This is a genomic window from Kitasatospora sp. NPDC056531 (assembly GCF_042794375.1).
Taxonomy (GTDB): Bacteria; Actinomycetota; Actinomycetes; order Streptomycetales; family Streptomycetaceae; genus Kitasatospora.
Map to the genome: position 1 here is coordinate 33,035 of NZ_JBHTTU010000051.1, position 18,067 is coordinate 51,101.

16 protein-coding genes are annotated in these 18,067 nt (G+C 73.7%); 11 read left to right on the forward strand and 5 right to left on the reverse strand.

Translation table 11 applies throughout. The features are described from left to right. Positions 1 to 156 precede the first annotated feature (156 nt). A complete protein-coding gene (locus tag ACFQ87_RS31245; RefSeq protein ID WP_380614217.1) occupies positions 157 to 1,683 on the reverse strand; it encodes an MFS transporter in 1,527 nt (508 codons plus the stop codon). Between the two features lie 187 nt (positions 1,684 to 1,870). Between ACFQ87_RS31245 and ACFQ87_RS31250 the strand changes: the two genes are divergently transcribed. The 3 genes from ACFQ87_RS31250 (at position 1,871) to ACFQ87_RS31260 (ending at position 4,135) form a co-directional block, all read left to right on the forward strand. Continuing rightward, positions 1,871 to 2,560, forward strand: coding sequence for a TetR family transcriptional regulator (locus ACFQ87_RS31250; RefSeq protein ID WP_380614218.1), 690 nt, complete (start codon positions 1,871 to 1,873; stop codon positions 2,558 to 2,560). Between the two features lie 35 nt (positions 2,561 to 2,595). Beyond that, positions 2,596 to 3,405, forward strand: coding sequence for an enoyl-CoA hydratase/isomerase family protein (locus tag ACFQ87_RS31255; RefSeq protein ID WP_380614219.1), 810 nt, complete (start codon positions 2,596 to 2,598; stop codon positions 3,403 to 3,405). A 127-nt stretch (positions 3,406 to 3,532) separates the two neighbouring features. Beyond that, positions 3,533 to 4,135: a hypothetical protein gene (locus tag ACFQ87_RS31260; RefSeq protein ID WP_380614220.1), complete on the forward strand. Its 603-nt coding sequence runs from the start codon at positions 3,533 to 3,535 to the stop codon at positions 4,133 to 4,135. Between the two features lie 17 nt (positions 4,136 to 4,152). Here ACFQ87_RS31260 and ACFQ87_RS31265 read toward each other — a convergent pair whose 3' ends face one another. After that, complete coding sequence (locus ACFQ87_RS31265) at positions 4,153 to 5,379, reverse strand: acyl-CoA dehydrogenase family protein (RefSeq protein ID WP_380614221.1); 1,227 nt, start codon at positions 5,377 to 5,379, stop codon at positions 4,153 to 4,155. A 158-nt stretch (positions 5,380 to 5,537) separates the two neighbouring features. On the opposite strand from ACFQ87_RS31265, the gene ACFQ87_RS31270 reads away from it, so the two are divergent. Then, entirely contained in the window at positions 5,538 to 6,164 is a 627-nt protein-coding gene (locus tag ACFQ87_RS31270) for a TetR family transcriptional regulator (RefSeq protein WP_380614222.1), read from the forward strand. A 145-nt stretch (positions 6,165 to 6,309) separates the two neighbouring features. Further along, entirely contained in the window at positions 6,310 to 7,755 is a 1,446-nt protein-coding gene (locus ACFQ87_RS31275; protein WP_380614223.1) for a cellulase family glycosylhydrolase, read from the forward strand. 3 nt (positions 7,756 to 7,758) lie between these two features. Here ACFQ87_RS31275 and ACFQ87_RS31280 read toward each other — a convergent pair whose 3' ends face one another. Further along, positions 7,759 to 9,783: a M3 family metallopeptidase gene (locus ACFQ87_RS31280; protein WP_380614224.1), complete on the reverse strand. Its 2,025-nt coding sequence runs from the start codon at positions 9,781 to 9,783 to the stop codon at positions 7,759 to 7,761. Between the two features lie 156 nt (positions 9,784 to 9,939). Here ACFQ87_RS31280 and ACFQ87_RS31285 point away from each other — a divergent pair, with 156 nt between their 5' ends. Next, a complete protein-coding gene (locus tag ACFQ87_RS31285; protein WP_380614225.1) occupies positions 9,940 to 11,667 on the forward strand; it encodes a bifunctional 3'-5' exonuclease/DNA polymerase in 1,728 nt (575 codons plus the stop codon). A gap of 3 nt (positions 11,668 to 11,670) precedes the next feature. Here the strand turns inward: ACFQ87_RS31285 and dhaM are convergent, their stop codons facing one another. Further along, positions 11,671 to 12,063 carry a dihydroxyacetone kinase phosphoryl donor subunit DhaM gene (dhaM, locus tag ACFQ87_RS31290; protein ID WP_380614226.1) on the reverse strand — a complete coding sequence of 131 codons (393 nt, stop codon included), beginning with the start codon at positions 12,061 to 12,063 and terminating at the stop codon, positions 11,671 to 11,673. Positions 12,064 to 12,301: 238 nt separating this feature from the next. Here dhaM and dhaK point away from each other — a divergent pair, with 238 nt between their 5' ends. Both dhaK and dhaL read left to right on the forward strand, forming a co-directional pair. After that, a complete protein-coding gene (gene dhaK, locus ACFQ87_RS31295; protein ID WP_380614227.1) occupies positions 12,302 to 13,297 on the forward strand; it encodes a dihydroxyacetone kinase subunit DhaK in 996 nt (331 codons plus the stop codon). Between the two features lie 19 nt (positions 13,298 to 13,316). Further along, positions 13,317 to 13,958 carry a dihydroxyacetone kinase subunit DhaL gene (gene dhaL, locus ACFQ87_RS31300; RefSeq protein ID WP_380614228.1) on the forward strand — a complete coding sequence of 214 codons (642 nt, stop codon included), beginning with the start codon at positions 13,317 to 13,319 and terminating at the stop codon, positions 13,956 to 13,958. Between the two features lie 143 nt (positions 13,959 to 14,101). Here dhaL and ACFQ87_RS31305 read toward each other — a convergent pair whose 3' ends face one another. Beyond that, positions 14,102 to 15,271, reverse strand: coding sequence for a PP2C family protein-serine/threonine phosphatase (locus ACFQ87_RS31305; RefSeq protein WP_380614229.1), 1,170 nt, complete (start codon positions 15,269 to 15,271; stop codon positions 14,102 to 14,104). A gap of 168 nt (positions 15,272 to 15,439) precedes the next feature. Between ACFQ87_RS31305 and ACFQ87_RS31310 the strand changes: the two genes are divergently transcribed. The 3 genes from ACFQ87_RS31310 to ACFQ87_RS31320 form a co-directional block, all read left to right on the forward strand. Then, positions 15,440 to 16,381, forward strand: a complete 942-nt coding sequence (locus tag ACFQ87_RS31310; RefSeq protein WP_380614230.1) for a PrsW family intramembrane metalloprotease — start codon at positions 15,440 to 15,442, stop codon at positions 16,379 to 16,381. Between the two features lie 113 nt (positions 16,382 to 16,494). Further along, positions 16,495 to 16,713, forward strand: a complete 219-nt coding sequence (locus tag ACFQ87_RS31315) for a heavy-metal-associated domain-containing protein (protein WP_380614231.1) — start codon at positions 16,495 to 16,497, stop codon at positions 16,711 to 16,713. 68 nt (positions 16,714 to 16,781) lie between these two features. Further along, positions 16,782 to 18,067, forward strand: a 1,286-nt coding sequence (locus ACFQ87_RS31320; protein ID WP_380614232.1) for a heavy metal translocating P-type ATPase, incomplete at its 3' end; no start/stop codon positions are given.

The window sequence follows — 18,067 nt, forward strand, 5'->3', positions numbered from 1 at the left end:
ACAGGGCGGGGGCCAGAGAGAAGGGGAAAGGGAAAAAACCGGGGGGAAACAAAAAAAGGGGGGTGGTCCCTGGTCCCCCCCCCCTTCCCCCCCCCCCCCCCGCTTCCCCCTGATGTCCGCCGACACCCGCTCAGGCTGTCGGCTCAGCCCACCGGATCAGGCCGCCAGCACCGGCTTCCCGGCGGCCTCCGAGGCCGCCGCCTCCGCCCCCCGAAGCCTCAGCGCCAGCAGCAGCACCAGCGCCATCACCCCGCCCGCCGACAGGAAGACCACGTCCACCGCGTCCGTGAAGCTGCGCACCGCGTGCTCCCGGGCCGCGCCGGTCAGCACCCGGACCGCCCCGAGCGGCCGGCCCGGCTCGCCGGCCTCGAACACCCGGGACAACAGGCTGCCGAAGAACGCCGCGCCGAGCGCTCCGCCGAGGGTCTGGAAGAACCGGACGCCGGTGGTCGCCACACCGAGCTGGTGGCGCGGGGCGCTGTCCTGCACCAGGGTGATCAGCTGCCCGATCAGCTGGCCGAACCCGGCGCCGAGCAGGGCGAGTTCGGCGCCCACCGCCCACAGCGGGGTGTCCGGCCCGCTGAACCCGAGCAGCACCAGGGCGAGCGTCCCGCAGACCGCGCCGGCCGCGAGGAAGGTGCGCGGCGCGTGGCCGCGGGCGGTCAGCCGGGTGACCAGCAGGCCGACCCCGGTCATCCCGGCCGCCATCGGCATCAGGTAGAGGCTGGCCGTGGTCGGCGCGATCCCCCGGGCGATCTGCAGGTAGATCATCACGTAGACGATCGAGCCCATCATGCCCATCCCGACCAGGCCCTGGACGGCGAAGCCGATCCGTACGACCGGGATCCGGAACAGCGAGAGCGGCAGCACCGGCTCGGCGGCGGTGGCCTGGCGCCACAGGAAGAGAGCGAGGGCGGCCAGCGTGGCGGCGGACAGTCCGAGGATCTCCGGGGAGGTCCAGGCGTAGTCCTTGCCGCCCCACTCGGTGACCAGCAGCAGCCCGGTGGCGAAGGCGGCGGCCAGGGTGGCGCCGAGGAAGTCGAGGCCGCGCCGGCGGACGGTCTGCGGCAGCTTGATCACCAGGGCGACGCCGGCCACCACGAGCAGGCCGAGCGGCAGGTTGATGTAGAAGATCCAGCGCCAGCTGAGGTGGTCGGTGAACAGCGCCCCGACCAGCGGGCCGACGGCCATGCCGAGGCCCGCGACGATGCCGCCCATCGCGCCGCCCTTGCCGCTGCCGCGCTCCGCCGGGTCCTGGAGGTGGGCCATGACCACCATGGTGACGCTCATCAGCCCGCCGCCGCCGATGCCCTGGCCGGCCCGGAAGGCGATCAGCTGGCCCATCGACTGCGCGGCCCCGCACAGCGCCGAGCCGAGCAGGAAGGTGCCGAGCGCGCCCAGCAGCACCCTCCTGGCGCCGTAGACGTCGCAGAGCCTGCCGTAGAGCGGGAGCAGCGCGGTGGCGGCCAGCGCGAAGGCGCTGACCAGCCAGGGCAGTCGGTCGACGCCGTGGACGGGGTCGAGGTCGCGGACGATCGGCACGGTGGCCGCCGACACGATGTTCGAGTCGAGTACGGCCAGCACGATCGTGACCAGGCAGAGCAGCATGCCCAGCCTGCGCTGGGCCTCCGTCATCAGGCCGGCGCCGGCCTGGGCGGGTGCGTTCGAAGCGGCGGATGCCATCGGGAAGTCCCCCCGGATTCGGTGGAGTTCGGCCCGGACCGGCGTGGTCCGGCGGGCTCGTCACCACCATGGCAGGATTTATGGACCCGGTCAATTCTTCAGCTCGGGCAATCTTTCATCCAAGCCCATCTTTCATCCAGGACTATCATTCAGCCTGGTCAACCTTTGATCCTGGTACAGTCAGTCCATGGCGACCCACTCCGGCTTGGACCTCGGCCCCGACCGCGACCTCGACGCACTCCCGCTGCGCGAGCGCAAGAAGATCCAGACCGGCATCCGGATCTTCCGCGCGGCCATCGGGCTGTTCGCCGAGCGCGGCTTCGACCAGGTTTCGGTGGCCGAGATCGCGGCCGCCGCCGAGGTGTCCAAGATGACCGTCTTCAACTACTTCCCCACCAAGGAAGACCTGGTCATGGGCCCGATGGAGCAGCACCTCGACGAGCCGGCCCGGGCGGTGCGCGACCGCGCCCCGGGCACCTCGGCGGTCGCGGCGCTGCGCGAGCACTTCCTCGCCGCGCTGGAGCGCCGGGACCCGGCCACCGGCCTGAACGACGACCAGGTGGTGCTGGACGTGGTCCGGCTGATCCACCAGACCCCGGCGCTGGCCATCCGCGCCACCGCCGCGTTCGACCGGCGCGCGCAGTCCCTGCTGGCCGCGGAGCTGGCCGCCCAGGACCCGGCCCACGACGAACTGACCGCCCAGGTCGCCGCCGCCCAGCTGCTGGCCGTCCGGCTGACCCTGATCGGCGACAACCACCGGCGGATGCTGGCCGGCGAGCGCGCCGCCGACGCCCTGCCCGCAGCCCTCGCCGAGGCCCGCCACGCCTTCGCCCTGGTCGAACAAGGCCTCGGCGACTACTGCGCCGGCGCCGCCTGAGAGAGTGGGCGCACCACGACCGACCGGAGGTGCACATGGACCAGCCACTGCTCACGCGGGACCGCTCCGCCCTGCCCGCCCAGGCCGACGGCCTGAACGCCTACGTCGGCGAGGACGGCGTCGCGGTACTGGAGTTCGCCCGCCCGCACCGCCGCAACGCGGTGACCCTGGCGATCTGGCAGGCGCTGCCCAAAGCCCTGGCACAGATCGCCGAGCAGGAGGGCGTGCGCGCCCTGCTGCTGACCGGCGCCGGGAACACCTTCAGCGCCGGCGCGGACATCACCGAACTCGCCGAGGTGTACGGCGATCCGCAGCGCGCGGACGCCTACCACGCGATCAACGTGGCCGCCGAGGAGGCGCTCGCCGCCTTCCCGCACCCGACGATCGCCGTGGTGCACGGTGCCTGCGTGGGCGGCGGCTGCCAGTTGGCCGTCGCCTGCGACCTGCGCTTCGTCGCCGACAACGCCCGACTGGGGATCACCCCGGCCAAGCTCGGCGTGGTCTACCCGGCCGTGCCGACCCTGCGGCTGGCCCGGCTGGTCGGCCCGGCCCGGGCCAAGTACCTGCTGTTCTCCGGCGAGTTGGTGTCCGGCTGGGACGCGCTGCCGCTCGGCCTCGCGGAGAAGGTCCTGCCGGTCGCCGAACTGGACGCCGCCGCGCTGGAGTTCGCCCGGCTGCTGACCACCCGCTCGACCCAGACCATCGGCGCGGTGAAGTCCGCGCTGGCCGTCCCGGCCGAGCGGGCGGCCGAGGCGCTGGAGCCGTGGGAGCGGCGCTCGCGGGAGGCCTCGGACGTGCACGAGGGCCTGGCCGCCTTCCTGGAGGGCCGCCCGCCCCGGTTCTGAGCCGGTCCGGACGGCGGTGGCGGGTGGTGACGCCGGCGGCTCACGTACGATCATCCGACCGGCGCCGAGCCGCCGACGAACCCCACCGAGCCGCCGACCGTCCTCACGACCCGGAGCAGCGACCCCGATGACCACCCAGGCCACGACCGCCCCCACCAGCCGGACCACCTGGGCCCGCCGGGTCACCGACGGCGTCGAGCCGAAGAACGTGATCATCGCGGTCTGCCTGCTGATCGGCGGCCTCCGCTACGGCCTGGCGGGCCTCGGCTGGGCCGCCTTCGCGGCGCTGTTCGCCGCCGTCATACCGACCCTGTTCATCCAGCGCGGCATCCGCAAGGGCACCCTGGAGGACCGGCACGTCGGCCACCGGCAGCGCCGGCTGACCGTCATCCCCTTCATCATGGGCTCGGTGCTGACCAGCTTCGCGGTGATGATCTGGTTGGACGCCCCCGCAGACCTGACCGCGATGGTCGCGGCGATGTTCGCCTCACTGTTCCCGATCCTGGCGATCACCGTCTGGTGGAAGGTCTCCGTGCACACCGCCGTGGCCAGCGGCGCGGTGACCTGCCTCGGCATCGCGCTCGGCCCGCTGTGGCTGCTGCTCTACCCGCTGGTCGCGGTGATCGGCTGGTCCCGCGTGGTGCTGCGGGACCACACCACCGCGCAGACGATCGTCGGCGCGGTGGTGGGCGCGGTCACCGCCGGACTCACCTTCTGGCTGGCCCGGTAGTCGCCGGGAGACGGACCCTAACGGATCGGCATCCCCGAGATCGCCCGGGCGATGACCAGCCGCTGGATCTCGCTGGTCCCCTCGAAGATCGAGTAGATCGCGCTGTCCCGGTGCATCCGCTCCACCGGGTACTCCCGGGTGAAGCCGTTGCCGCCGAGGATCTGCATCGCCTGCGCGGTGACGAACTTGGCCGTCTCGCCCGCGTACAGCTTGGACATCGAGCCCTCGGCGGCGGTGAACGGCTGGTTGTTGACGGCCATCCAGGACGCCCGCCACACCAGCAGCCGGGCCGCGTCGATCCGGGTCTTCATGTCGGCGAGCTGGAAGGCCACGCCCTGGTTGTCGATGATCGGGCGGCCGAACTGCTCCCGGGTCTTCGCGTAGTCCAGCGCCACCTCGTACGCGGCCCGGGCGATGCCGATCGCCTGCGCGCCGACGGCGGGGCGGGAGGCCTCGAAGGTGGCCATCGCCGCGTTGCCCTTGCCGCCCGAGCGCTTGACGCCCTCCCGGGCCCGGGCCAGCCGCTCGTCCAGCTTCTCCTTGCCGCCGAGCAGGCAGCTGCCGGGCACCCGGACGCCGTCCAGCACGACCTCGGCGGTGTGCGAGGCGCGGATGCCGTGCTTCTTGAACTTCTGCCCCTGGCTCAGCCCCGGAGTGCCCGGCGGGACGACGAAGGAGGCGTGCCCGCGGGTGCCGAGCTCCGGGTCGACGCTGGCGACCACGACGTGCACGGCCGCGATCCCGCCGTTGGTGGCCCAGGTCTTGGTGCCGTTCAGCACCCACTCGTCCTTGGCCTCGTCGTAGACGGCCCGGGTGCGCAGCGCGCCCACGTCGGATCCGGCGTCCGGCTCGGAGGAGCAGAAGGCGGCCACCTTGAGGTCGTCCGGGGTGCCGAACATCTGCGGGGTCCAGGTGCCGATCTGCTCGTCGGTGCCGTTGGCGAGCACCGCGACGGCGGCCAGCGTGGTGCCGACGATGGACAGCCCGATGCCCGCGTCACCCCAGAACAGCTCCTCCATGGCGATCGGGATGCCGACGCCGGAGGGGTCGAAGTACTGCTGGGCGTAGAAGTCCAGCGAGTAGATGCCCAGCTTGGCGGCCTCCTGGATGACCGGCCAGGGGGTCTCCTCGCGCTCGTCCCACTCGGCGGCGGCCGGGCGCATCACGTCGGCGGCGAAGCCGTGCAGCCAGTCGCGTACGGCGAGCTGGTCCGCGCCCGGGTCCAGCGAGAACGTGCTGCTCATGGTGCATGCCTCCGAAGAAGGGGTACGGCCGACCGGGGTGTTACCTCGGGTAACATCGTCGGAGTCTGCTACTGATTGGTAACCGGTGTCAACGCCCCCGCAGACCCCGCCGACCCGGTCCCGGCCCCGATCCCGACCCCGATCCCGAGGAGCAGCGCATGTCCCGAGAGCCCCGTCGCGAGCAGCTGCTCAACGCCGCCGACCGGGTCATCCAGCGCGAGGGGCCGAGCGCCAGCATGAACGCCATCGCCGCCGAGGCCGGCATCACCAAGCCGATCCTCTACCGGCACTTCGGCGACCGGAACGGCCTGATCAGCGCCCTCACCGAACGCCACACCGGCGGGCTGCTGGCCGCGATCCGGGCCGCCCTGGCCGAACCGCTGGAACGCCGCGACCGGGTCGAACACGTGCTGGACACCTACCTCGCCGCCATCGAGGCCCGCCCGCAGGTCTACCGGCTGCTCACCCACCCCGAGCCCGGCGACCCGAGCGGCGCCGGCAACGCGCTCGCCCCCGCCCTCCGGCAGATCGCCGAGGAGATCACCCGGGCCGTGCAGAGCCAGATCGACCTCGGCGCCGACCGCGACCTGCTCGCCGAGGCCTGGGGCCGGGGCATCACCGGCATGGTGCTGGCCGCCGGGGACTGGTGGCTGGAGACCAAGCCCTGCTCGCGCACCCGCATGGTGCAGGCCCTGGCCGACCTGCTCTGGGGCCGCCTGGCCGCCGCCGCGGACCTGCCGACCGCCGTCCTGCCGCTCACCCCGGCCGAGCCCGCCGCCGACTGAACCGGCGTGAGCCGAACCGCCGCGAGCCGAACCGGCGTGAGCCGAACCACTGCGGGCTGAACTGCCGTTCCGCGCACGACCCTTGTGCCGCGACCGGCGCCGCGGGCATCATCGGGGCCCCACCCCCCGCCGTGCGAGGTCCCCGATGCGCCTGCGCCGCACCGCCGTTGCCCTGCTGCTCGCCGCCACCGCCGCCCTGAGCGCCCCCGCCACCCCAGCCTCGGCCCACGGCGGGCACCGGGACCGCTTCCCCACCGGAACGGTCACCGCCCCGGACGGTCGCACCGCGCTCACCGACGCCCGGGGCCGGCACCTCCAGCTGCGCGGCTTCAACCTCGACAAGTACGCCGAGGCCACCGAGTCCGACCTCAAGTCCCTTGCCGCCCAAGGCTTCACCCTGCTCCGGCTGCCGGCCTCCTGGACCAGGCTGGAGCCCGAACGCGGCCGGCTCGACCCCACCGAACTGCACCGGCTGCAGCAACTCCTCGGCTGGGCCGACCGCCTGGGCCTGCTCGTCCTGGTCGACTTCCACCAGGACGTCTACGGACCGAGGTTCGGCGGCGGCACCAACGGCATCCCGCTCTGGGCCACCCGCGACGACGGACTGCCTTTCACCCCCGACCCGAACGACTGGTTCGCCGGCTACTTCCAACCCGCCGTCCAGGCCGCCTTCCGCCACCTCTACGACGACCCCGACCTGCGCGCCTGGCAGGCCGACTTCTACACCCGACTGGCCGGCGAACTGCGCGGCCACCGCTCCCTGTTGGGCTACGACCTGTTCAACGAGCCGTTCGGCCCCGTGGACGGCGACCCGAGCGACCCGGCGGTACTCGCCGCCGCCTCCGCCGCCCTGGAGCAGGGCCGGCTCGCCGACATGTACCGCCGCCTGATCGCCGCCGTACGCCGAGTCGACTCCCGCGCCTGGCTGTTCGTCGAACCGACCGTCCTGGTCGGCCAGGGCGTGCCCACCCGGCTGCCCGGCTTCACCGACCCCCGCCCGGGCGCGCCCCGGCTCGGCTACGCCCCGCACTTCTACGACACCGCGGTGGAGAACGGCGCCGACTGGAACCCGGCCGACCGCTTCGTGGAGCAGTACACCGCCGCGATCACCGGCTACCCCACCGCGAACCGCCTGCCGGTCCTGGTCGGTGAGTGGGGCCCGCCCGACTCCCGCACCCCGGGCAACCGTCAGCTGGTCCGCCGGCAGGTCGCCGCGATGGACGGCTTCGCCGAGGGCTGGACCATGTGGTACTGGTGCCACGGCACCGGCGGCTACTGCGCGCTCGACCCGGCCGGGCACCCGGCCCCCGGGGACGAGCCCGCCTTCGGCCCGTACCCGGTGGCCGTCGCCGGCACCGACGTCCGCACCGACGGCGGCACCGTCCGCTGGACGGCCGACGGCACCGGGCGCAGCACCGAACTCCTGCTGCCGCCCGCCGCGTTCCCGCACGGCGTCCGGGTCACCGGCTCCCCCGCCGGCGCCCGCGTCGAGGTCGAACAGCCCGCGGACGGACGCGCGGGAACCGTACGGATCCGGCTCCCGCACGCCCGTCCGGGCACCCCGGCGACGGTCGTGCTCACACCGCGCTGACGATCAGACGAGGCCCCGGCGCTCCAGCAGCGGCCCGGTCTCCGGCGCCCGGCCGACCACCGCGCGGAAGGACTCCAGCGGGTCCGAACTGTTGCCGCGCGCCAGCAGCTCGCGCCGGAACAGCTCACCGCTGTCCCGCACCGACTTCCCGTTGGTCTCGAACCACCGCACGGTGTCCGCGTCCAGCACCTCCGACCAGATGTACGCGTAGTACCCGGCGCTGTAGCCGCTGGAGAAGATGTGCTGGAAGTACGGCGTGCGGTAGCGCGGCGGGATCGCCGGGACGACGATCCCGGCCTCCGCCAGCGCCCGCTCCTCGAACTCCCCGGCGTCCGCGACCTCGTGGCCCTTCGGCAGGGTGTGCCAGGCCCAGTCCAGCAGCGTCGCGGCCAGGTACTCCACCGTCCGGAAGCCCTGCCCGAAGCCCTCGGCCGCCGTCATCCGCTCGACCAGCTCGGCCGGCAGCGGCTCCCCGGTCTCGTGGTGGCGGGCGTAGTTGGCCAGCACCTCCGGCCGGACCATCCACATCTCGTTGACCTGCGAGGGGAACTCCACGAAGTCCCGCGGCACCGCCGTACCCGCGAACAGCGGGTAGGTGACGTCCGAGAACAGCCCGTGCAGCGCGTGCCCGAACTCGTGGAAGAGCGTGCGCACCTCGTCCCAGCTGAGCAGCGCCGGCTCGCCGGGCGCCGGACGCGGGATGTTGAGGTTGTTCAGCACCACCGGCCGCCGACCGGTCAGCCCGGACTGGCCGACCAGTTCGTCCATCCAGGCGCCGCCGCGCTTGGACGCCCGGGCGTGGAAGTCGCCGATGAACAGGCCCAGCGAGCCGCCGTCCTCCTCGAACACCTCGAAGACCCGGGCGTCCGGGTGGTGCGCCGTCAGCTCCGGCCGCTCGGTGAAGCTCAGCCCGTACGCGAGCTTCGCGGCGAAGAACACCCCGTCCTTCAGCACCCGCTCCAGCTCGAAGTACGGGCGCAGCGCTGCCGCGTCCACCTGGTAGGAGGACTGCCGGACCTTCTCCGAGTAGTACGCCCAGTCGTGCGCGGCGATCTCCTCGATCCCGTCCGCGGCCGCCACCTTGGCCAGCTCGGCGGCCTCCCGGCGGGCGTTGGCCACGGCCGGCTCCACCAGCCGGGCCAGCAGGCCGGAGACCGCCTCCACCGTCCCGGCCGTCTCGTCCGCCACCACGTACGCGGCGTGGCTGGGGAACCCCAGCAGCGCGGCCCGCTCGGCGCGCAGCCCGGCCATCCGGATCGCCAGCGGGCCGTTGGCCTCGCCACCGCGGGCGAGCGAGGCCGCCAGCAGCCGCTCGCGCACCGAACGGTCGCTGAGCTGGGCCAGCTCGGGCTGGCCGGAGGTGCTCTTCAGGCTCAGCACGTACGCGCCCTCACGGCCGAGCACCTTGGCGTTCTCGGCGGCGCCGGCGATCGCGCCCTCGGACAGCCCGGCCAGCTCCTCGGCGGAGTCCACGACCAGCGCGGCGGCCCGGGTGGCGGCGTTCACGTTCTGCTGGAACGTGGTGCCCAGAGCGGCCAGTTCGGCGTTCAGCTCGCGCAGCCGGGCCTGCTCGGCCTCGCCCAGCCGGGCGCCCGAGCGGACGAAGGCGGTGTACCGGCGCTCCAGCAGCCGCAGCGACTCCGGGTCGAGCTCCAGGCCGGCCCGGGCCTCGTACAACGCCTCGATCCGGGCGAACAGCTTCTGGTCCAGGTGGATCGCGTCGTGATGGGCGGCGAGCAGCGGGCTCACCGTCGCCTCCACCTCGTCCAGCAGGTCGGTGGTGTCGGAGGAGGACTGGTTGCGGAACACCGCGTCCACCCGGCTCAGCAGCTCGCCGGAACGCTCCAGGGCCACCAGGGTGTTCTCGAAGGTGGGGGTCGAGCGGGTGTCGGTGATCGCCGCGATCTCGGCCAGCTGCTCGGCCATCCCGCGCTCGTACGCGGGCAGGTAGTGCTCCTGCCGGATCTCGGCGTAGGGCGGCAGTTGGTAGACCAGGGGGCTGGGCGTGAAGAACGGGTTCTCGGTCATTTCGCCGACCATACGCGGTGTCACCCACCCTGCCCATACGCCCCCGATCCCGATTGTCAGCCCCACCCGTTAACGTCGACGCCGCAGACCTGTCGACCCGCACGCCCGTGCCCCCCAGCCGCACGTCAGCCCGCCCGCCGGAGAGGAGACGCCCCCGTGGCCCCCAGAACCGCCCTCGCGCCCGACCCCCACGGCCCCGGCGGCCGCCTCCAGCCGCTGGACGACGCCGGGGCTCCGCTCGGCCCGCCGGAGGCCGTCCGCGACCTCGCCGCCGCCGTCGCCGCCCGGGAGGCCGCCGGGAGCGATCGTCAGCCCGGGCCGCGCTGGGTCTGGGCCGCCGCCGACTCCGGGTACGCCCCGCTGCTGCCCCGGCTGCCCCACCGGCTCGCCCGCTGCCACGACCTGCGGCTGGTCGAGGCCCTGCTGCTGAGCCACGAAGGCCGCTTCGGCGCGCCGCGCTCGCTCGGCGCCGCCTGGTCCCGGCTGCGCGGCCTGCCCGTCCCGGACGACCTGCCGGAACCGGGCCTGGCCGACGCGGACGACGGCCAGGACACCCTGTTCGCCCCCGACCGGCTGCAACTGCCGCCCGGCGCCGACCCGCTGGCCGCCGTGGTGGCCGTGCACGCCGAGCAGCAGCGGCGGATCGCCGCCATCGCCGACCCGGCCGCCCGGCAGCGCTTCCGACTGCTGGTCGCCGCCGAGTCGGCCGGCGCGCTGGCGGCCGCCGAGATGGCCCACGACGGCCTGCCCTGGCGCGCCGACGTCCACGACCACCTGCTGACCGAGCTGCTCGGCCCGCGCCCGACCGTCCCCGGCACCCAGCCCCGGCGGCTCGCCGAACTCGCCGTCGAGCTCCAACAGGCCCTCGGCGCCAAGCCGTTCAACCCGGACTCGCACACCCAGGTGCTGCGCGCCTTCGCCGAGGCCGGCATCCAGCTCGGCTCCACCCGCTCCTGGGAGCTCAAGGGCATCGACCACCCGGCCGCCCAGCTGCTGATCCGCTACAAGGAGCTGGCCCGGATCCACGTCGCCCACGGCTGGGCCTGGCAGGACGCCTGGGCCCGCGGCGGCCGCTTCCGGCCCGAGTACGTCGTCGGCGGCGTGGTCTCCGGCCGCTGGGCCAGCCGCGGCGGCGGCGCCCTGCAGATCCCGCGCATCCTGCGCCGCGCCGTGGTCGCCGACCCGGGCTGGCTGCTGGTCGTCGCCGACGCCGCCCAACTGGAACCGCGCGTGCTCGCCGCGCTCTCCCAGGACGCCGGCCTGGCCCGCACCGCGGCCGGCGGCGACCTCTACGAGGCGCTCGCCGCCACCGCCTTCCAGGGCGACCGCGACAAGGCCAAACTCGGCCTGCTCGGCGCCATGTACGGGCAGACCAGCGGCGACATCGGCCCGCTGCTGAACACCCTGCGCCGCCGCTACCCCGCCGCGATGGGCTACGTCGAGGCCGCCGCCCGCACCGGCGAGGACGGCGGCGTGGTCGCCTCCCGGCTCGGCCGGGTCTGCCCGCCCGCCTCCGCCGACTTCCTCGACCTCACCGAGGCCGACACCGCCGGCGAGGCGGGCGGGCGCACCGCCCGCGCCCGCGGCCGGTTCACCCGCAACTTCGTCATCCAGGCCAGCGCCGCCGACTGGGCCCTGGCCCTGCTCGCGGCGCTGCGCCGCCGGCTGGGCGAACTGCCGGTGGCGGGCCCGGCGGACCGCCCGCACCTGGTGTTCTTCCAGCACGACGAGGTGATCGTGCACACCCCCGCCAACCTGGCCGACGAAGTGGCCGCCGCCGTCACCGAGGCCGGCGACGAGGCCCGGCGGCTGGTCTTCGGCGACACCCCGGTGCGGTTCCCGCTCAGCACGGCGGTGGTGGACTGCTACGCGGACGCCAAGTGAGTCCTACAGCTTGCGGAAGGAACGCGCCTCCTCGGCCGCCGCGACCACCTCGGCCAGCCCCGCCCCGGTCGAGGCGGTGACGGCGGCCGCCACCGCGCCCTCCACGAACGGCGCGTCCACCAGCCGCACGCCCGGACGCGGCTCGTCCTCCAGCACCGTCACCGCGGTGAGCACCGAACTGCCGAGGTCCGGCAGCACGACCACGCCCGCCCCGCCGTCCGCCTCCGCGATCGCCCCGGCGATCAGCTCGTAGCTGGTGCCGAGCCCGCCGTCCTCCGTCCCGGCCGCGACCACCACCCGCACGCCGTCCGGGGCGAGTTCACCGAGCAGCTCGCGCAGCCCGTCGGCCAGCTTGGCGCTGTGCGAAACCAGAACAATGCCCACGTGTCCGCTCATGCGCCCGCCTCGCTTCGCTCGCCGGTCGCTTCGCGAGACGCACACCTTCGAATGATTCGCTCGCTTCGCTCACTCATGCTCGCGACCCTACGGCCCCGTCCCACTGCTCCGGGAGGGTGACCGCGATCGCGCGTGTCGCACCCCGTGCCCCGCGCCCCCGTCTGGCGTAGCGTCGGGTCCACCAGCGTCCGCAGCCGAAGCGTCCTGATCTCAAGGTCACCCAAGGGAGCGAAGAGCGTTGAAGAAGCTGATCAACACCCCGGAGAGCGTCCTGGAGGACGCCTTGGCCGGAGTCGCCGCCGCCCACCCCGAGCTGACGGTCGACATCCCCAACCGGGTGATCACCCGGGCCGCCCGCCCGGCCGGTTCCAAGGTCGCGCTGATCTCCGGCGGCGGCTCCGGCCACGAGCCGTTGCACGGCGGCTTCGTCGGCCCCGGCATGCTCGACGCCGCCTGCCCCGGCGAGGTGTTCACCTCACCCGTCCCGGACCAGATGCTGGCCGCCGCCAAGGCGGTGGAGAACGGCGCCGGGGTGGTCTTCGTGGTGAAGAACTACACCGGCGACGTGATGAACTTCGAGCTCGCCGCCGAACTCGCCGCCGAGGAGGGCCTGGAGGTCCGCACCGTCCTGGTCAACGACGACGTCGCGGTCGAGGACTCCACCTGGACGGCCGGCCGCAGGGGCACCGGCGCCACCGTCGTGGTCGAGAAGACCACCGGCGCGCTGGCCGAACGCGGCGCCCCGCTGGACGAGGTGGCCGCCCTGGGCGAGCGGGTGAACGCCGCCTCCCGCTCCTTCGCGATCGCGCTCACCGCCGCTACCGTCCCGGCCGCCGGCAAGCCCGGCTTCGACCTGCCCGAGGACGAGATCGAAGTCGGCGTCGGCATCCACGGCGAGCCCGGCCGCCGCCGCGAGAAGCTCCGCCCGGCCCGCGAACTGGCCGCCGAGGTGGTCGAGACCATCCTCACCGACCACCACCTGACCCCGGGCGACGAGGTGATCGCCCTGCTCAACGGCCTCGGCGCGACGCCGCTGCTGGAGCTGTACGTGGTCTACGGCGAGGTCGCCGCCCGGCTCGCCGAGCGCGGCATCACGGTGGCCCGCAGCCTGGTCGGCAACTACGTCACCAGCCTGGACATGGCGGGCTTCTCACTCACCCTCACCAAGGCCGACGCCCAGCTGCTGGAACTCTGGGACGCCCCGGTCGACACCCCCGCCCTCAAGCGCGCCTGAGCCGTTCGAAGGAGACCCGATGGACTTCGACACCCCGCTGTTCGACATCTCACTGGCTGAAGCCTGGATCCGCGCGATCGCCGCGGCGGTCGAGAAGGAGCAGACCCGGCTCACCGAACTGGACTCGGCGATCGGCGACGGCGACCACGGCAGCAACCTCCAGCGGGGCTTCGCCGCCGTCCTGACCGCCCTGGAGGGGCTGCAGCCGGCCGGCCCCGGTGCCGTCCTCACCAAGACCGGCACCACCCTCATCTCCAAGGTCGGCGGTGCCTCCGGCCCGCTCTACGGCAAGGCCTTCCGCGCCGTCGGCGCCGCCCTCCCCGAGCCCGCCACCCCGGCCGCCGTCGCCGAGGCCCTCGCGGCCGGCCTGGACGCCGTCCGCGCCCTCGGCAAGGCCGAGCCCGGGGACAAGACCATCGTCGACGCCTGGACGCCGGCCGTCGCCGCCTTCCGCCACGCGGCCGCCACCGGCGCCACCCTCCCCGAGGCGGCGGCGGCCGCCGCCGAGGCCGCCGACCGGGGCGCCCGCGACACCGTCCCCCTCCAGGCCCGCAAGGGCCGGGCCTCCTACCTCGGCGAACGCAGCATCGGCCACCAGGACCCCGGCGCCACCTCCACCGCCCTCCTCTTCCGCACCCTCGCCGACGTCACCACCGGCTGAGCCGCACCCACCCCGGCCCCGATCCTCGCCCGGTCCCGCGCGGCTCCCCCGCCCTCCCCATCCCCCTCGCGCAGTTCCCCGCAGCCCCGCCGGGGGCGCGGGGAACTGCGCGAAGCGGAAGGCCCCCAACCCGCCCCGCGCCCCTAATCCGTCCGCGTGATCAGCAACAACAAGGCGTCATCCCGCAACTCCCCACCCGTGTGCGCCAACAGGTCCGCGTACACCCGCCCCACCGCCGCCTCCAGCTCCCCCGCCGAGCGCGCGGCTCCCCGTACCAGCGGCCCGACCCGCTCCGCCAGCGGATAGAACTCCCCGCTCCTGCGGTGCCGCGCCTCGATCACCCCGTCCGTGCAGAGCACCAGCACGTCCTCGGCCCCGAACGGCTGCCCCCAGGTGGCCGACTCCCCGGCCGCCAGCCGTCCGAGGCCCAGCGGCACCCACGGGTCCGGCGCGTCCAGCACGTGCGCGAGCCCGTCGCCGTCGACCCGGATCGGCGCCACGTGCCCGAACTGCAGCAGCTCCATCTCCCCGGGTGTCCGGAACTCCGCGAACAGCGCCGTGGTGAACTCCCCGTCCGGTACGTGCCGCTCGACGCTGGCCTCGATCCGCGCCGCGACGCCTCGCAGCCCGGCCTCGTCGTACGCGGCCTCGCGGAACGCGCCGAGCACCACTGCCGCCGTCTGGACGGCCGCCAGCCCCTTGCCCCGGACGTCCCCGACCGCGACCCGCGTCCCGTGCGGCGTCTCCAGCACCGAGTACAGGTCCCCGCCGATCCGCGAGGCGTCCGCCGCCGACACGTACCGCACGGCCAGTCGCAGCGGCCCGACGGCCGGCCCCGGCAGCCGTAGCAGGGCCCGCTGGGCGGCCTCGGCGACGGAGCTGACCGCCGCGAAGGCCGCCGCCCGTCGCATCCGGATCTTGGCCACCCAGGCCGAGAAGACCGTCAGAACCAGGTAGCTGACCATCGCACCGTAGAGGAAGCGTGCGTCGTTGATGTTGTCGACCTGGTCGTAGTGGCTGAGTCCGTAGACCGCGAGCAGCCCGGCCGAGCAGACCGCGAGCAGTTCGCGGGGTTTGAGGGTGAGCGCGGCGACGGCCGGGACGACGGTCATCAGGGGCGCGAGGTAGCGGTCCTTGCCGGAGAGGAGGTCCGCGAGTGAGACCAGCAGGACGGCGATCAGCGCCGGGGTCGCCCGCCGCCAGAGCGGTACGTCCTGGAGGTCGGCGGCCAACAGGGCACCGCGCTGCCGGTCCGTCGGCAATCCGGCGGCGGTGGGTGCCGAGGGCGACTGGGCGCGGCGGATCGGAGACACATATCGAACATAAGGGACGATCGCGGCGCCGAACCACCCCCTCGCCCCATCGGACCCGCCCTCGTCCCGATCGGCCGCCCCCGTTCCCGCATCTGTCCACATCGCACCCACTTGCCCGATTTGTCATAAAGTTCGACCAAAGTGGCTACTCAGAGGAGGCCCCGCCCGGTGTCCGGTTACCGACCCACTCACCGCCTCTCCACCCCTCAGGCCGATACGACTGCCAGGCCCAATCACTGGTTCACGTTCTTCCTGACCGGCCTGGTGCTCTGGGCCTGCACCGTCCTCGTCACCTTCTTCACCGACAACAGCAACCTGGTCCCGACGATCGTGCTGCTCGGCAGCTTCCTCGTCCCGGTCACCGTGGTGATCTGGGCGTACGAGCGATACGCCGCCGACCTGGGCCCGGACCGGATCCTCGCCTGCTTCGGCATCGGCGGGATCATCGGCGTCCTGGGCGCCTCGGTACTGGAGAGCTACCTGCTCTCACCCTCGGTGTGGATGTACGTCGGCGTCGGCCTGATCGAGGAGGCGGTCAAGCTGGCCGCCCTGGTGATGGTCAGCCGGCGGCTGCGGGTCAGCGGTCTGCGGTACGGGCTGGTGCTGGGCGCCACCGTCGGCGCCGGGTTCGCCGCCTTCGAGAGCGCCGGGTACGCCTTCAACGCGGTATTGAGCATCCAGGGCCTCTCACTGAACGACCTGGTGGAGACCGAGATCCTGCGCGGGGTGCTCGCGCCGGTCGGCCACATCCTGTGGACCGCGATCATCGGCGGGGTGCTGTTCCGCGAGCGGCGCGGCGGCCACTTCCGCCTCACCGTCCCGGCCCTGCTCACCTACCTGGGCGTGTCACTGCTGCACGCCCTCTGGGACTCCACGGGCGGCATCGCCGTCTGGCTGGTCGCCCGGACCACCACCAGCACCTTCCAGCTCGCGCTGTTCGACCTCGGCTACATGCCCGACCCGACCAGCGAGCAGGTGCACCTGTACACCGCCTACGACACGGCCGGCCTGCTCCTGGTCTCCCTGGGCGGGCTGCTCTGGCTGCGCCTGCTGGTGCGACGCGAGCCCACGGCGCCGATCCCGGCCCAGCACCCCTCCTCCCCGGCCTGACCAGCCCGGTCGCCTACGATGCGATCCACCTCACCCGCCCCTCCAGGAAATACCCCAGAGGGGTATGGTGTGTTCGAGAGAGCAAAACCAGCACCGACCCTCCGGAGGCCCCGATGTCCAACACCATCACCTACACCGTGTCCGGCATGAGCTGCGGCCACTGCGAGAAGGCGATCAGCGAGGAGCTCTCCGCGCTGGCCGGTGTCACCGAGGTCGCCGCCGACGCCCAGGCCGGTACCGTGACGGTCTCCTCCACCGCCCCGCTGGACGAGGAGCAGGTCCGCGCCGCCGTCGACGAGGCCGGCTACGAGCTGGTCGGCCGCAGCGCCTGAGCCACCACGGTACGGCGGGGGCCGGCCCAACGGCCCCGCCGCCCGCCCCCACCAAGGAGCTGATCCGCATGAGCACGTCCGCCCCGGATGTCGGGGCCCGGGACCGGGTCGAGCTGTCGATCGGCGGGATGACCTGCGCCTCCTGCGCGGCCCGGATCGAGAAGAAGCTCAACCGGCTGGACGGCGTCGAGGCCACCGTCAACTTCGCCACCGAGAAGGCCCGGGTCGACTACGGCCCCGGCGTCTCGGTGGAGGACCTGATCGCCACCGTGGAGCGGACCGGCTACACCGCCGAGCTCCCGCCGCCCCCGGCCCCCGCCGCCCCCGAGCCGGTCGCCGCCGACGCCGCCGAGCGGCCCGTCGACCAGGACCCCCGCCACGACCGGCTGCTGATCAGCGCCGTGCTCAGCGTCCCGGTGGTCCTGCTGTCGATGGTCCCGGCCCTGCAGTTCACTAACTGGCAGTGGCTGGCCTTCGCCCTCACCGGCCCGGTCGTGGTCCACGGCGGTCTGCCCTTCCACCGCGCCGCCTGGACCAACCTCAAGCACGGCGCCGCGACCATGGACACCCTGGTGTCGCTCGGCACCCTGGCCGCCTTCGGCTGGTCCTGCTGGGCGCTGTTCCGGGGCCACGCCGGCATGCCGGGGATGCACCACGACTTCTCGCTGTCGATCGGCGACACCGACGCCTCCTCCACCCTCTACCTGGAGACCGCCGCCGCCGTCACGGTGCTGATCCTGCTCGGCCGCTACCTGGAGGCCCGTTCCAAGCGCCGGGCCGGCGCCGCCCTGCACGCCCTGCTCGACCTCGGCGCCAAGGACGTCGCCGTCCTGCAGAAAGGCCGCGAGGTCCGGCTGCCGGTGGACCGGCTGGCCGTCGGCATGCGCTTCGTGGTGCGCCCGGGCGAGAAGGTCGCCACCGACGGCACGGTGGTCGAGGGCGCCTCCGCGGTGGACGCCTCGATACTCACCGGCGAGTCCGTCCCGGTGGAGGTCACCGTCGGGGACGCCGTCACCGGCGCCACCGTCAACGCGGGCGGCCGCCTGGTGGTCGAGGCGACCCGGGTCGGCGCGGACACCCAGCTGGCCCGGATGGCCCGGCTGGTCGAGGAGGCCCAGAACGGCAAGGCCGCCGCCCAGCGCCTGGCCGACCGGATCTCCGCCGTCTTCGTCCCGGTGGTCATCCTGATCGCGCTCGCCACCCTGGTCGGCTGGCTGCTGGCCACCAGCAGTCCCACCGAGTCGTTCACGGCCGCCGTGGCCGTGCTGATCATCGCCTGCCCGTGCGCCCTGGGCCTGGCCACCCCGACCGCGCTGCTGGTCGGCACCGGCCGCGGCGCCCAGCTGGGTGTGCT

Bases quoted from the DNA above. Each gene is read 5' to 3' on its own strand.
- ACFQ87_RS31245 (WP_380614217.1), bottom strand. From the start codon at position 1,683: ATGGCATCCGCCGCTTCGAACGCACCCGCCCAGGCCGGCGCCGGCCTG.
- ACFQ87_RS31280 (WP_380614224.1), bottom strand. From the start codon at position 9,783: ATGACCGAGAACCCGTTCTTCACGCCCAGCCCCCTGGTCTACCAACTG.
- ACFQ87_RS31270 (WP_380614222.1), top strand. From the start codon at position 5,538: ATGTCCCGAGAGCCCCGTCGCGAGCAGCTGCTCAACGCCGCCGACCGG.
- dhaL (WP_380614228.1), top strand. From the start codon at position 13,317: ATGGACTTCGACACCCCGCTGTTCGACATCTCACTGGCTGAAGCCTGG.
- ACFQ87_RS31275 (WP_380614223.1), top strand. From the start codon at position 6,310: ATGCGCCTGCGCCGCACCGCCGTTGCCCTGCTGCTCGCCGCCACCGCC.
- ACFQ87_RS31265 (WP_380614221.1), bottom strand. From the start codon at position 5,379: ATGAGCAGCACGTTCTCGCTGGACCCGGGCGCGGACCAGCTCGCCGTA.
- ACFQ87_RS31250 (WP_380614218.1), top strand. From the start codon at position 1,871: ATGGCGACCCACTCCGGCTTGGACCTCGGCCCCGACCGCGACCTCGAC.
- dhaM (WP_380614226.1), bottom strand. From the start codon at position 12,063: ATGAGCGGACACGTGGGCATTGTTCTGGTTTCGCACAGCGCCAAGCTG.
- ACFQ87_RS31260 (WP_380614220.1), top strand. From the start codon at position 3,533: ATGACCACCCAGGCCACGACCGCCCCCACCAGCCGGACCACCTGGGCC.
- ACFQ87_RS31315 (WP_380614231.1), top strand. From the start codon at position 16,495: ATGTCCAACACCATCACCTACACCGTGTCCGGCATGAGCTGCGGCCAC.
- ACFQ87_RS31255 (WP_380614219.1), top strand. From the start codon at position 2,596: ATGGACCAGCCACTGCTCACGCGGGACCGCTCCGCCCTGCCCGCCCAG.